Here is a 14,252-nt window from a genome sequence, read left to right on the forward strand (position 1 = left end):
CGAACGCGACCATAACCCGGGCCGGGCACCGTGGATTCCCGTCACGCCCCACAACCTAAGGAACGACGAGATGTCGGAGAACATCGCGGTGCTCGGGCTCGGCCTCATGGGCACGGCCCTGGCCGAGACCCTCCTGGCCGCCGGTCACCGGGTCACCGTGTGGAACCGCTCGGCCGCCAAGGCCGACGCCCTGGCCGCCAAGGGCGCCGCCCGTGCGGCCACCGCCGCCGAGGCCGTCGCGGCCGCCCCGCTGGCGATCGTCTGCGTGCTCGACTACGAGGCCGCCCGCGCGGTCCTGGACGGCGCCGCCCTGGCGGGCCGTACGGTGCTGAACCTCACCAACGGCCGCCCGGCCGAGGCACGCGAGACCGGCGCGTGGGTGACCGGGCGCGGCGGTGACTACCTGGACGGCGGCATCATGGCCGTCCCGCAGATGATCGGGCAGCCCGGCGCGCTGATCCTCTACAGCGGCTCGCGGGCCGCCTTCGACCGCCACGAGGCGACGCTCAAGCTCCTGGCCGAGCCGCGCCACCTGGGCGAGGACCCGGGCCTGGCCCCGCTGTACGACCTGGCCATGCTCACCGGCATGTACGGCCAGATCGCCGGGTTCCTGGAGGCGGCGGCGCTGGTCGCCTCGGAGGGGCGGCCGGTGCGCGAGTTCACCGAGACGCTGCTCGTGCCGTGGATGCACGCGATGGCCGCGCTCAAGCCGCGCTGGGCCGAGGAGATCGAGCAGGGCGACTACGCCACGGAGGTCTCCAACCTGGAGGTCAACCGGGTGGGCATGGCCAATCTGGTGACCGCCTTCGAGGAGCAGGGGGTCAAGCCGGACCTGCTGCTGCCGATGAAGGAGATCCTGGAGCGCCGGGTGGCCCGCGGGCACGGCGCCGAGGGCCTGTCCGGCCTGATCGAGGAGCTGCGCTGACCCTCAGAGTCCGGTGCGGCGGAAGGCGGCCAGCGGGATGCCGACCCAGGTGGGCCGGTTGCGCGCCTCGTAGACCACCTCGTACACCGCCTTGGCCGTCTCGAACGCCTTGAGCAGGGCCGCGTCGGCCGGCGAGACGGCCCCGCCGCCGTCGGCGTAGCCGTCGAGGAACGCGGCGCGGTTGCGCGCCGCCCAGTCCTCGGCGCGCGGCTCCAGGGACGCGGCGTCGGGCCGGTCGGCCAGCAGGTGCCTGGCGGCGTAGTCGAACGAGCGCAGCATGCCGGCCACGTCGCGCAGCGGCGACGACAGCGCCCGCCGCTCGGCCAGCGGCTGCCCCGGCTCGCCCTCGAAGTCCAGCACCACCCAGTCGGTGTTGGTGCGCATCACCTGGCCGAGGTGGTAGTCGCCGTGGACCCGCTGCACGGGCACCTCGGTGGTCAGCTCCTCGACCCGGTGGTAGGCGGCCTCGATGGCGCCGACGTGCTCGCGCAGCTCGGGCACCTCCGCGACGGCCCGGGCGAGCCGCCGCCTGAAGCCCTCGGCCATCCGCTTGACCTCGGGGACCTCGATCACGTCGGTGGGGAACGCCGCGGCCAGCTCCTGGTGGACGCGCGCGGTGGCGCAGCCGAGCCGGAACGACTCGCCGGCGAAGTCGCCGCCCGCGTCCGCCGCGCTGACGGCAGCGGGCTCGCCGTAGCCGTCCTCGAACGGCATGGCGTACAGGTCGCGGACGCTGGCGAGCGCGAGGTCCCAGCCGTCGTTGGAGTTGGACAGGAACTCCTGCGTGATCGCCAGCGTGGTCGGCGTGCCGTCGAGGTCGGTCTCGACCCATCCGTACGGCTGGGCGATGTGCGGGGCGTGCCGCTCGGCCAGCGCCGTGATGATCTCCAGCTCGGGGTTGACGCCGGGCACGAGCCGCCGGAACAGCTTGCAGATGTACGCGTCGCCGTACACGAGCGAGGTGTTGGACTGCTCGGCGCCGAGCACGAGGCTGCGCAGGGAGGTGTCGATCTCGACGCCCGGGAGGTGGCGGAAGCGCACCGTCCCCCAGTCGCAGTCGCGGCCCATGCATTCGAGCAGCCACGGGGTCAGCTCGACGTCGTGGACGGCGTCGTAGGCGTACCACTCGTCGAGGGAGGGCCCGTCCGTGAAGGAGTACGGGCCGTGCACGCCGATCAGCGCGTGCTTGAGCCGGTCGGGCAGGTCGGAGCGCAGGCCGAGGAGCACCTGGTAGCGGTCACGTGTGCCGTCCTGCCACACCGACACCACGAGGTGGCGCAGGCCGGGGTCGCCGGCCTCGATCGTGGCGTCGGAGTCGATCGACACTCGGTCGATCGGGCGCCCCTTGCCGCCGAACCATCGTTGACGTCCGATCCATGCGGCAAGGAGCTCCTCAAGCACGTCTCATTCCTCCTGGGTGGCTGCCGGCGGGAGGGTGAACCAATAGAACCCATGCCCCGGAAGCGTCAAAAGATACGGAAGCTCGCCAATTGGTGGGAACGGGACTCCGCCCATCGTCTCCACCGGGGACACCCCGACGAACCTCCGCAGGTCCAGCTCCACCGGCTGGGGGAAGCGGGACAGGTTGTTGACGCACAGCATCCGGTCGTCGCCCAGCTCGCGGACGAACGCGAGGACGCTCGGGTTGGAGGAGTTGAGCTCGATGAACTCGCCGAGCCCGAAGACCGGGTGACGCTTGCGGATCTCGATCATGCGCCGGGTCCAGTGCAGCAGCGAACCGGCGTTCTTCTGCTGCGCCTCGACGTTGAGGCCCTGGTAGCCGTAGATCGGGTCCATGATCACCGGCAGGTAGAGCCGGCCGGGGTCGCAGTCGGAGAACCCGGCGTTGCGGTCGGGGTCCCACTGCATGGGGGTGCGCACGCCGTCGCGGTCGCCCAGCCAGATGTTGTCGCCCATGCCGATCTCGTCGCCGTAGTAGAGCACCGGTGAGCCGGGCAGCGACAGGAGCAGCGCGGTGAACAGCTCGATCTGGTTGCGGTCGTTCTCCAGCAGCGGCGCCAGGCGCCGGCGGATGCCGACGTTGGCGCGCATGCGCGGGTCCTTGGCGTACTCGGCGTACATGTAGTCGCGTTCCTCGTCCGTCACCATCTCGAGCGTCAGCTCGTCGTGGTTGCGGAGGAAGATGCCCCACTGGCAGTTCTCGGGGATCTTGGGGGTCTGGGCCAGGATCTCGGAGATGGGGTAGCGCGACTCCCGGCGCACGGCCATGAAGATGCGCGGCATCAGCGGGAAGTGGAACGCCATGTGGCACTCGTCGCCGCCGCCGACCGGGTCGCCGAAGTAGTCCACCACGTCCGAGGGCCACTGGTTGGCCTCGGCCAGCAGGACGCTGTCGGGGTAGAGCCGGTCCACCTCGGCGCGCACGCGCTTGAGGTACTGGTGGGTCTTCGGCAGGTTCTCGCAGTTGGTGCCCTCCTCCTCGAACAGGTAGGGCACCGCGTCCAGCCGGAACCCGTCGATGCCGAGGTCGAGCCAGAAGCGCAGGACCTCCAGCATGGCGTCCTGCACGGCCGGGTTCTCGTAGTTGAGGTCGGGCTGGTGGTGGAAGAACCGGTGCCAGTAGTACTGGCCGCGCACCGGGTCGTAGGTCCAGTTGGACGTCTCGGTGTCGATGAAGATGATCCGCGCGTCGGCGTAGGCGGTGTCGGTGTCGGACCAGACGTAGAAGTCGCCGAACGGACCCTCCGGGTCGTGCCGGGACGCCTGGAACCACGGGTGGGCGTCGCTGGTGTGGTTCATGACGAGGTCGGCGATGACGCGCATGCCCCGCTTGTGGGCCTCGTCGACCAGCTTCACGAAGTCCCCCAGGTCTCCGAACTCGGGGAGGATCTTCATGAAGTCGGCGATGTCGTAGCCGCCGTCACGCAGCGGCGACTCGTAGAGCGGCAGCAGCCACAGGCAGTCGACGCCGAGCCACTGGAGGTAGTCCAGCTTGCCGATCAGGCCCTTGATGTCGCCGGTCCCGTCTCCGTTGGAATCGGAGAAACCCCTGATCAGGACCTCGTAGAAGACCGCGCGCTTGTACCAGTACGGGTCGCGAGGCTTCTCCTCGTCAAAGGGGTTGGGTATGGGTGTGGAGCTCATGAGCCCTCCTTCGCGGGGCTCATGAGGGAGGCGCTAACACACACGTTGAAGACTCCCCGCTGAATTCTGGTCTACCGTGGCGCGGCTCGAACGGTGAAGATGTGGGCAGGATGGATATGGGGATCGAGGCGGACATAATTCCCCTGTCGCCAACGATACGACTCGCCGGACAGTTCGTCGTCGACCACGAACTCCGCGTTCCAGTCCAGGCCGAGCGCGGGCATGTCGAGATCGACCGTCGCCTCGTGGGTGTGGTGTGGATCGAGGTTGACGACGGCGAGGACGACGTCGCCCAGCCCGTGCCGTCGTGTGGCCGGGTCGTAGGCGCCCGGAAGTCGCTTGGAGAAGCAGACCATATCCGGTTGGTCGACGCGGTGGAACCGTAGATTACGCAATTCCTGGAGGGCCGGATGGGCTCTTCGGAACAAATTAAGGTGCGTGATGAACGGGGCGAGTGTGCGGCCTTCTCGCTCCGCTGCGTCCCAATCGCGAGGTCTGTACTGATATTTCTCGCTATCGAGATATTCTTCACTTCCGGGGCGGACAGGAATGTTTTCCCCGAGTTCGTACCCGGAATACACGCCCCACGTCGGCGAGACCAGCGCGGCCAGCACGGCACGGATCTTGAACGCCGGGATCCCTCCCTGCTGGAGGTACTCGTGCAGGATGTCCGGCGTGTTGACGAACAGGTTGGGCCGCAGGAAGAACGACGTGTCCCGGGCCAGCTCCGACAGGTAGGACTCCACGTCCTGCTTGGAGTTCTTCCACGTGAAGTACGTGTACGACTGGTGGAAGCCGACCTTGGCCAGCGTCTGCAGCATCGCCGGCCGGGTGAACGCCTCGGCCAGGAACAGCACGTCCGGGTCGGTCTGCCGGATGTCGGCCAGCAGCCGCTCCCAGAAGCCCACCGGCTTGGTGTGCGGGTTGTCCACCCGGAAGATCCGCACGCCGTGGTCCATCCAGTGCCGGACCACCCGGCGGACCTCGGCGAAGATCCCCTCAGGGTCCTTGTCGAAGTTGATCGGGTAGATGTCCTGGTACTTCTTGGGCGGGTTCTCGGCGTACGCGATCGTGCCGTCGGCCCTGATCGTGAACCACTCGGGATGCTCCTTGACCCACGGGTGGTCGGGGGAGCACTGGAGCGCCAGGTCCAGCGCGATCTCCATGCCCAGCTCGCGGGCACGGGCCACGAACGCGTCGAAGTCCTCGATCGTGCCGAGGTCCGGATGGACGGCGTCGTGCCCGCCCTCCTCCGAGCCGATCGCCCACGGCGAGCCCGGCTCGTCGGGCTCGGGGCTGAGCGTGTTGTTGCGCCCCTTGCGGAACGTGTGGCCGATCGGGTGGATCGGCGGCAGGTAGACGACGTCGAAGCCCATCTTGGCGATGGCGGGCAGACGCTTGGCCGCTGTCTGGAAATTTCCGGACTTGGTGATGCCGTGGTCGTCGACCAGGGCGCCTTCCGACCGCGGGAAGAACTCGTACCACGAGCCGTACAGCGCCCGGCGCCGATCGACCACGATCTTCCTCGGCCGCGACCTGGTGACCAGGTCGCGCAGCGGATGCGCCTGCAGCAGCGCCGCCGTCTCGGGCAGCTGGACGATCGACAGCCGCGCCCGCGGGTCCAGCTCCTCGTCACGCAGCGCGGACGCGATCGCCAGCAGCGCCGCGCGGTGCCCGCACGCGCTCTCGCCGTTCGCCTCCTTCGGCGCTCCCTGCTTGTCCGCTCCCTGCTTGTCGGCGCCCTGCTTCGCCGCCGCGCGCGCGGCGGCCCTGGCCGGGTCGGCCGGGATGTGCCCGTTCCTGGCCTGCGGCGTCGTGCGCCCGCCAGGGGCGGGGCAGTCGGCCTGCCGCACGCCGCGGGCGGCCCGCTCGAACAGCCGGGCGCCCTCCTCGCACATCAGGTCGACGTCCATGCCACGCGGGATCTTGATCTCGGCGTCGTGCAGCCACGTCGCGATGGGGTCGCTCCACGCCTCCACGCGGAACAGCCACTCACCCTCCGTGGGCAGGCAGACCTCGACGCCCCACCGGTCGGTGCCCGGCGAGAGCTCGCGCATCGGTCTCAGCCGATCACGCTGCCCGTCGGGCGCGGTGAGCACCACGCCCGCGGCCACGGCGTCGTGGCCTTCTCGGAACACGGTCGCCGAGACCTGGAAGGTCTCACCGGCGACCGCCTTGGCGGGCCACTGCCCGCAGTCGACGACGGGGTGGATGTCCGTGATGGGAATTCTTCCGATCATCGCGCATTTCGAGGTTGCGACGGCACACTCGGTACCGCCGGAGGCTTCCGTGGCAAGAACGATCCTTGCATGTAATTTGTGGGCAGCAGCGGATAGACCTCCCGTGTCCCCGGGAGAACTGACAATGGTGGAAGTTGCCCCAATCGTCGCGCTTCATGCTTCTTCCCGGAAGGGGTTTGAACGTCCTTGCTGAGGGTGAGGGACTGAGAGGTCCCTCCTAGCCCATAGGGTGCACAAACGTGAGAGCTATCCGCCGGTTTACCGTACGCACAGTCCTGCCCCGGGAGCTGGCCGCACTCGGCGAGCTGGTCCACAACCTGCGCTGGTCGTGGCACCCCGAGACCACAGACCTGTTCGCCGAGGTCGACCCGCGCCTGTGGGAACAGGTGGGCCACGACCCGGTGGCCCTCCTCGGCGCCGTCGACCCGGCCAGGCTGTCCGAGCTGGCCGCCGACCGCCGTTTCCTGCGCCGTCTCGCCGACGCCGCCGACGACCTGCGCGAGTACATGACCGCCCCGCGGTGGTACCAGACGCTGCCCGACGCCGCGCGCGCCATCGCCTACTTCTCCCCCGAGTACGGCATCGCCGCCGCCCTGCCGCAGTACTCCGGCGGGCTCGGGATCCTGGCCGGAGACCACCTCAAGGCCGCCAGCGACCTCGGCGTCCCCATCCTCGCCGTGGGCCTGCTCTACCGGCACGGCTACTTCACCCAGTCGCTGTCGCCCGAGGGCTGGCAGCTGGAGCACTACCCGTCGCTCGACGCGGGCGGCCTGCCGCTGACCCTCCTGAAGGAGGAGGACGGCACCCCCGTCAAGATCCGCGTCGGCCTGCCCGAGAGGCGCGCCCTGCACGCCCAGCTCTGGGTGGCCCAGGTCGGCCGCGTGCCGCTGCTGCTGCTCGACTCCGACGTGGCCGACAACGACAGCGCGGCCCGCGACGTCACCGACCGCCTCTACGGCGGCGGCACCGACCACCGGCTCATGCAGGAGCTGCTGCTCGGCGTGGGCGGCGTGCGCGCCATCCGCGCCTACTGCCGCATCACCGGCCACCCCGAACCCGAGGTCTTCCACACCAACGAGGGCCACGCCGGGTTCCTCGGCCTGGAGCGCATCCGCGAGCTGACCGAGGCGCGGCTGTCGTTCGACGAGGCGCTGGAGGCCGTGCGGGCCGGCACGGTCTTCACCACGCACACGCCGGTGCCCGCGGGCATCGACCGCTTCCCCATCGAGATGATCGAGCGGCACTTCGGCGGCGACAACGCCTGGCCGACCGTGCCCGTGGAGCGCATCCTCGCCCTGGGCGCCGAGGCCGACCCCGGCCGCTTCAACATGGCGGTCATGGGCATGCGGCTGGCCCAGCGCGTCAACGGCGTCTCGGAGCTGCACGGCGAGGTCAGCCGGGAGATGTTCAAGAACCTCTGGCCCGGCTTCGACGTGGACGAGGTGCCGATCGGCTCCATCACCAACGGCGTCCACGCCCCGACCTGGGTGGGCCGCGAGATGATGGAGCTGGCCGGGCGCGAGCTGCCGCTGCTCATCGAGCGGGCGCGCGGCTGGGACGGCATCCAGAAGATCTCCGACGCCGAGATCTGGCAGATCCGGCGCACCCTGCGCCGCCGCCTGGTCGAGGGGGCCCGGGCCCGGCTGCGCCGCTCCTGGCGCGACCGCGGCGCCTCCGACGCCGAGCTCGGCTGGATCGACGACGCCCTCGACCCCGACGTGCTGACGATCGGCTTCGCCCGCCGCGTGCCGTCGTACAAGCGGCTCACGCTCATGCTGCGCGACCCCGATCGGCTCAGGAGCCTGCTGCTCGACCCGGACAAGCCGGTGCAGATCGTGATCGCCGGCAAGGCCCACCCCGCCGACGAGGGCGGCAAGAAGCTCATCCAGCAGATCGTCAAGTTCGCCGACCAGCCCGACGTGCGCCACCGCATCGTGTTCCTGCCCGACTACGACATGGCGCTCGGCCAGCTCATGACGCAGGGCAGCGACGTGTGGCTGAACAACCCGCTGCGCCCCCTGGAGGCGTCCGGCACGTCCGGAATGAAGTCGGCCCTGAACGGCGGGCTCAACCTGTCCATCCGCGACGGGTGGTGGGACGAGTGGTACGACGGCACCAACGGCTGGGCGATCCCCACGGCCGACGGCGTCGCCGACCCCGACAGGCGTGACGAGCTGGAGGCCGCCGCCCTGTACGACCTGATCGAGCACGAGGTGTCGGACCGGTTCTACGACCGGGCGGCCGACGGGCTGCCGCGCCGCTGGATGGAGATGGTCAAGCACACGCTGACCTCGCTCGGTCCCAAGGTGCTGGCCGGCCGGATGCTGCGCGACTACGTGCTGAGCCTGTACACGCCGGCGGCCAAGGCGGGCCGCGCGCTCGCGGCCGAGTCCTACTCCGGGGCCCGCTCGTTCGCCGCCTGGCGGCTGCGCGTGTCCAAGGCGTGGCCGGGGGTTCGGGTCGAGCACGTGGAGGCGTCCGGCGTCGGCGACACCCCCGAGGTGGGCAACGTGATGGAGCTGCGGGCCACGATCGCCCTCGGCGACCTGAGCCCCGACGACGTGCTCGTCCAGGCCGCCTACGGCCGGGTCGGGCCGCACGACGAGCTGCTCCACCCGGGCTACCTGGCGCTGACGCCCGTCGACAGCGACGACGACGGCCGCGCCCACTACGCGGGCGTGGTGCCGCTGGACCGCACGGGCGCGTTCGGCTACACGGTCCGGGTCGTGCCGCACCACCCGCTGGCGGCCTCGCCGGCCGAGCTCGGGCTGCTCACCGTGCCCGAGGAGCCGGTCGGGATGACCAACGGCACCCTGCGGTGAGCGCGCGGACACGTGCGGACGGGGACGGCGGGCCTTGACGCCGCTGGATAATCGGGATGTGGACAACACCGGGAACGGCGTGCGCGCCGACACTCTGGTCGCCACGGTCCGCGGAGTGCTGCCCTCACTGACGCCCGCCGCGCAGACCGTCGCCCGCCTCATCCTGGAGGATCCCGCGACGGTGGCCCGGAGCACCATCACCGAGCTGTCCGCCGCCTCGGGCACCAGCGAGGCCACGATCGTGCGCACGGCCAGGCTGCTGGGCTTCGCGGGCTACCCGCAGCTCCGGCTGGCCCTGGCCGCGGCCGCCGCGCAGCCCGACCGGCTGGTGCCCGGCGACCTCGCCCCCGACGACCCGCTGTCGGAGGTCATCGTCAAGGTGGCCAGGGCCGAGTCCGAGGCGATCAACGACACGGTCGCCCAGCTCACCTCCGAGCGGCTGGGCCTGGTCATCGACGCCATCGTGGGGGCGCGGCGGGTCGACGCGTACGGCGTGGGCGCCTCGGGCCTGGTCGCGGCGGACGTCGCGCAGAAGCTGCTGCGCATCGGCGTGTCCAGCCACGCCTTCCAGGACGCCCACCTCGCGCTGACCAGCTCCGTCCTCCTCAAGCCCGGCGACGTCGCCATCGGCATCAGCACGTCCGGCGAGACGCCGGACGTGCTGGAGCCGCTGGGCCGGGCCAAGGAGGCCGGCGCCACCACCGTGGCGATCACCAACAACCCGCGCTCGACGATCGCGGAGCTGGCCGAGCACGTGCTCATCTCGGCCGGGCGCGAGACGGAGTTCCGTCCCGGCGCGCTGGCCAGCCGCATCAGCCAGCTCCTCGTCATCGACTGCGTGTTCGTCGGCGTCGCCCAGCGCACGTTCGACTCCTCCCAGGAGGCGTGGAACAGCACCAGGCGCGCCGTTCAGGAGTTCACCCGGAGAACGTCACACGCACGTCGTCAGCCTTGACGAACATGACGCGGTGCCCGAACTGGATCTCCAGGTACTTCGTCTTGCCCTTGACCACGGTGTGCGGCTCCGGCTCGAAGGTGACCGCGCGGTAGTACTCGGTCGCCGCCGGGCCGGCCAGCGTGTACTTCTCGCCGGCCGAGAACGTGTACTGCAGCGGGGTGACCGCCTGGTACGGGATCCCGGCCGGGTAGGCCTCCTTCTCCGGGTAGGCCCTGCCGTACACCGGGACCGTGGCCAGGCCCGGCTTGGGCGTCACCACGAGGCCCATGGAGGGCACGGCGGTCGGCGCGGAGGCCGGGTTGTGGAACCACGCCTTCTGGCCGAGGTACCAGATCGCGGTCCAGTCACCCTGCCGGTCGGCCACGGCGAAGCGCTGGCCGGTGGTGGCGCGGGCGCTGTGGTCGTACACGCTGTAGAGGGAGTCGCCCGTGGGGTGCTTGCCGATGTCCTTGATCAGCGGGGCGTCGGCGCGCGGCTCCGTGCGCAGCCAGACCGTGGAGGCGGGCAGCGGCGGGCAGGCGTTCTCCGGGTTCTTGCGGTCACAGCCGTAGAAGTACGGCTTGTTGGTCGCGAAGTCCGGCTTGATCATGATGGATCCGGACCTGGGGCCGCCGAACTGGTGCAGCGGGGCGCCGATCAGCTCGAAGTAGTGCGCCCAGTCCCAGAACGGTCCCGGGTCCTCGTGCATGCCCTTGACCGTGGTCGGCAGGGTGCCGGGCACGTTGTCGTGACCGAGGATGTGCGCGCGGTCGAGCGGCACGCCGTGGCGCAGCGCCAGGTAGCGCACCAGCTTGGCCGACGACCGGTACATCGCCTCGGTGTACCAGGTGCTGCCCTCGGCCAGGAAGCCCTCGTGCTCGATGCCGATGGACTTGGCGTTGATGTACCAGTTGCCGGCCTGCCAGCCGACGTCCTTGGTCTTGATCTGCTGGGCGATGTGGCCGTCGCTGGAGCGGACGGAGTAGTGCCAGCTCCCGGGCCACTTCGGGTCCTGGTTGAGCTTGACCGAGGGCGCCCAGTAGCCCTCCATGTCGTGGATGATGATGTAGTCGACCTTCTGGCTGACGGGCCGGTCCGCCAGGTCGTAGTGGCCGTAGTCGTCGTTCGGGAGCTGGGCGTAGGCCGCCGGGATCCACTCGCAGGAGATCGTGGGCGGGCACTCGACGCCGTCGCGGCGCGGCGGGCGCAGGCCGAGCTTCTCCAGCCACTTCTCCACGGCCTCCAGGCCGGGCACCGGCTTGAGGACGACGCGGCCGCCGTCGTCGGTGACCCGGTCGGCGCCCTCCTTGATGGTCGAGTACACCTCGTCGGCGAAGACCTTGGCGGCCTGCGACTCCTCGGCGCCGGAGTACTTCGCGACCGCGCCGTACCACTCGGCCGGATCGTCGCTCAGCGGCGCGCCGAGCGACTTCTGGTAGTCGGCGAGCAGCGCGGCGCCGCCCCGGATGTTGGCGGCGTCGTCGGCGCGCAGCTTCTCGCGGCTCTCGCCGGTGAGCTCGGCGGCCTTCTCGATGGTGCGCAGCGAGGCGGGGATCTCGGCGGGGGCGGGGGTCTCGGCGGGGGCGGCCAGCGGGCGGCTCTCGTCGCCGCGCGCGTCCTCCTCGCTCTCGCCGTGGTGGTTGGAGGCGGTGAAGGAGGCGGCGTCGGTCAGGTGCATGGGGCCGAACCCGGCGTTGTTGCTGGGCTGGCCGGCGTGGGCGTCCCAGCGCGACTCCAGGTAGGAGACGCCCAGCAGGACGCTTTCGGGGACCTTGAACTCCGCGGCGGCGGCGGTGAACGCCTGCTGCCGGTCGTCCGGCTCGGCGGCGGCCTGCGCCGCCGTGGGGATGCTCGCTAAGGGGAGGAAGGCGACCGCGGCGATCGCCAGCGCTCTGCGCATGGGCGCTCCTAGACTGCTGGGGGTGCTGCAACGCACAGCGTCTCAATATTTTCTTTCTGCGGCGAGAGCTTTGCGAAGGATTTTTTCACGCATGGACGCCGGCGGATCTTCGCGGGGACGCTCTTGTAGGGTCGGGGCATGGCTGAGTTCGTACGCGTAGAGGTCGCCGGGCAGACCGCCACCATCAGGCTCGACCGCCCCAAGATGAACGCCCTCAACCGCCAGGCCCAGCACGAGATCGCCGAGGCGGCCCGCGCCGTCGACGCCGACCCCGACATCCACGCGGTCGTGCTCTACGGCGGCGAGCGCGTCTTCGCCGCCGGCGTCGACGTCAAGGAGATGGTCACCATGTCGTACGCCGACATGGCCCTGCACTCCCGCACCCTGCAGGACTGCTTCACGGCGGTCGCGCACATCGGCAAGCCGGTCATCGCCGCCGTCACCGGCTACGCGCTCGGCGGCGGGTGCGAGCTCGCGCTGTGCGCCGACTTCCGGGTCGCGGGCGAGTCGGCCAAGCTCGGCCAGCCGGAGATCCAGCTCGGCATCATCCCGGGCGCGGGCGGCACGCAGCGGCTGCCGCGCCTGATCGGGCCGGCCCGGGCCAAGGACCTCATCTTCAGCGGCCGGCACGTCCCGGCGGCCGAGGCCCTCGCGATGGGGCTGGTCGACCGGGTGGTGCCGGACGCGGAGGTGTACACGGCGGCGCTGGAGTGGGCGGCCACGTTCGCCGGCGGGCCGACGGTGGCGCTGCGCGCCGCCAAGCAGGCGGTCGACCGGGGCTTCGACGTCGACCTCGACACGGGGCTCGAGATCGAGCGCCTGCAGTTCTCAGGTCTCTTCGCCACCGAGGACGCGCGCACGGGGATGACGGCGTTCACCGAGAAGTCCCGGCCGAAGTTCTCCGGCCGCTGATCCAGGATCAGCCCTTGACCACCACCGTGGTCAGCGATCGCGGCGCGAGCGTCACCGTGCGGGCGGTGACCTCGGACGGGGTCAGGTCGTGGGTCTCGTCCGTGACGTAGGCCGTCGCCCGGCCCCGTACGCCGCTCCACGTGACCGGCGCCGTTCCCGTGTTGAGGATCTCCACCACCCGGGAGCCGTCCTTGTTCCGGAACGCCGAGACTTTCAGTGACGGGTCGGTCGCCGAGGCGTCCAGGCGGATCGCTCCCGGGCGGATGAACCGGCTGTAGGCGGCCAGGGCCCACAGGCGCTTGGACACGTGGTACGTCCTGGCCGTCTCGTCGATCTGGAGCAGCGCGCGGGTGGCGCCGCGCGAGGCGCCGAGCCAGTAGACGTAGCCGCTCACGTCGCCCAGCGTGAGGGCGTCGTGCACGGCCGAGGCGATCGTCATGCCGTCGTAGCCGCCGCCGTCGTCCCAGCGCTCGTCCCACGTGTCGCCGTTGGGGTTCCACTCCGACATCCACGTCCTGCGGGTCGTGGGCAGCGGCCCGTCCACGGGGCTGGCGTAGGTGTGGCCGGTGTGGGTCCTGACCCAGCGGCGCGCCTCCGGGTCGGCCTCGACGGCCGCCGAGTACGCCTTGGCCTCCTTCCAGCCGAACGAGTCGCAGCACACCAGGTTCACGCCCTTGGCGATGGGCCCGAGGACCTTGGCGAACGCGGCGGCCTCGGTCGGGGTGAACCGCATGGAGGCGTAGGTGGCGGTGAAGTCCGGCTCGTTGGTGAAGCCGAGGTCGGTGATCCTGATGCCCTCCTGGGCGTAGAAGCGGGTGTACTGGGCCAGGTAGCGGGCGTAGGCGGCACGCCACTCGGGCTTGAGGACGCCGCCGTTCTTGTCGTCGCCGTTGTCCTTCATGTAGCCGGGGGCGCTCCAGGCGTCGGCGAAGAAGCGCCGCACGCCGTACTCCTTGGCCGCCTTGGCCACCCAGACCTGGCTGTTGTCGTCGCCGTCCCACACGTAGCGGGGCGGCGCGTCGGGGCCGCCCGGGTCCTCGGGCTGGATCGAGACCATGTGGTCGTACGGGCTGCCGGCGGGGGAGGAGCCGATGCCGAGCCGCAGGATGCTGAACCCGGCGCCCTTGGCGCGGTCGAACCACAGGTCGAGGATCTCGCGCTGCTGCGCCTCGGGCAGCGCGCGGAGCAGCTCGTTGCGCCGGAAGGCCTGCGAGATGCCGAAGCCGTCGATCTCCTGGTGACGGACGTGCTCACGTACCGTGATCACGCTCGGGGCGGCGGTGTCGGGGCCGGTGGGTGGGGTGTGGACGGCCGGCAGGCCGAGCAGCGTGATCGCGACAACGCCTCGCCACATGGCGCCCTCCGAAAGTTTCGGCACATCGACGATATATTTCGCATGCGTGCCGGAAAC

Annotated in this window: 9 protein-coding genes; 4 read left to right on the forward strand and 5 right to left on the reverse strand. The window is 70.6% G+C overall.

From position 1 onward, the window contains the following. Positions 1-70: 70 nt before the first annotated feature. A complete protein-coding gene (locus tag HT134_RS34645) occupies positions 71-925 on the forward strand; it encodes an NAD(P)-dependent oxidoreductase (RefSeq protein WP_175604697.1) in 855 nt (284 codons plus the stop codon). A gap of 3 nt (positions 926-928) precedes the next feature. Here HT134_RS34645 and HT134_RS34650 read toward each other — a convergent pair whose 3' ends face one another. The 3 genes from HT134_RS34650 to HT134_RS34660 form a co-directional block, all read right to left on the reverse strand. Beyond that, positions 929-2,326, reverse strand: a complete 1,398-nt coding sequence (locus tag HT134_RS34650; RefSeq protein WP_175604698.1) for a maltokinase N-terminal cap-like domain-containing protein — start codon at positions 2,324-2,326, stop codon at positions 929-931. Between the two features lie 3 nt (positions 2,327-2,329). Continuing rightward, entirely contained in the window at positions 2,330-4,030 is a 1,701-nt protein-coding gene (gene treS, locus HT134_RS34655) for a maltose alpha-D-glucosyltransferase (protein WP_175604699.1), read from the reverse strand. 71 nt (positions 4,031-4,101) lie between these two features. Next, a complete protein-coding gene (locus HT134_RS34660) occupies positions 4,102-6,270 on the reverse strand; it encodes an alpha-1,4-glucan--maltose-1-phosphate maltosyltransferase (RefSeq protein WP_175604700.1) in 2,169 nt (722 codons plus the stop codon). A 239-nt stretch (positions 6,271-6,509) separates the two neighbouring features. On the opposite strand from HT134_RS34660, the gene glgP reads away from it, so the two are divergent. Beyond that, the gene (glgP, locus tag HT134_RS34665; RefSeq protein WP_175604701.1) at positions 6,510-9,092 is read left to right on the forward strand and encodes an alpha-glucan family phosphorylase; all 2,583 of its coding nucleotides are present in this window, start codon (positions 6,510-6,512) and stop codon (positions 9,090-9,092) included. Between the two features lie 58 nt (positions 9,093-9,150). Further along, positions 9,151-10,047 carry a MurR/RpiR family transcriptional regulator gene (locus tag HT134_RS34670; RefSeq protein ID WP_175604702.1) on the forward strand — a complete coding sequence of 299 codons (897 nt, stop codon included), beginning with the start codon at positions 9,151-9,153 and terminating at the stop codon, positions 10,045-10,047. On the opposite strand, the gene HT134_RS34675 is transcribed toward HT134_RS34670, so the two are convergent. Beyond that, a complete protein-coding gene (locus HT134_RS34675) occupies positions 10,010-11,929 on the reverse strand; it encodes an N-acetylmuramoyl-L-alanine amidase (protein WP_175604703.1) in 1,920 nt (639 codons plus the stop codon). The two genes, HT134_RS34670 and HT134_RS34675, sit on opposite strands and share 38 nt — an antisense overlap. Positions 11,930-12,067: 138 nt before the next feature. Between HT134_RS34675 and HT134_RS34680 the strand changes: the two genes are divergently transcribed. Beyond that, positions 12,068-12,841, forward strand: coding sequence for an enoyl-CoA hydratase/isomerase family protein (locus HT134_RS34680; protein WP_175604704.1), 774 nt, complete (start codon positions 12,068-12,070; stop codon positions 12,839-12,841). Between the two features lie 7 nt (positions 12,842-12,848). On the opposite strand, the gene HT134_RS34685 is transcribed toward HT134_RS34680, so the two are convergent. Further along, positions 12,849-14,195 carry a glycoside hydrolase family 30 protein gene (locus HT134_RS34685; RefSeq protein ID WP_175604705.1) on the reverse strand — a complete coding sequence of 449 codons (1,347 nt, stop codon included), beginning with the start codon at positions 14,193-14,195 and terminating at the stop codon, positions 12,849-12,851. Between the last annotated feature and the right edge of the window lie 57 nt (positions 14,196-14,252).

Source organism: Nonomuraea rhodomycinica (assembly GCF_013363995.1).
In the GTDB taxonomy this organism is placed as follows: Bacteria; Actinomycetota; Actinomycetes; order Streptosporangiales; family Streptosporangiaceae; genus Nonomuraea; species Nonomuraea rhodomycinica.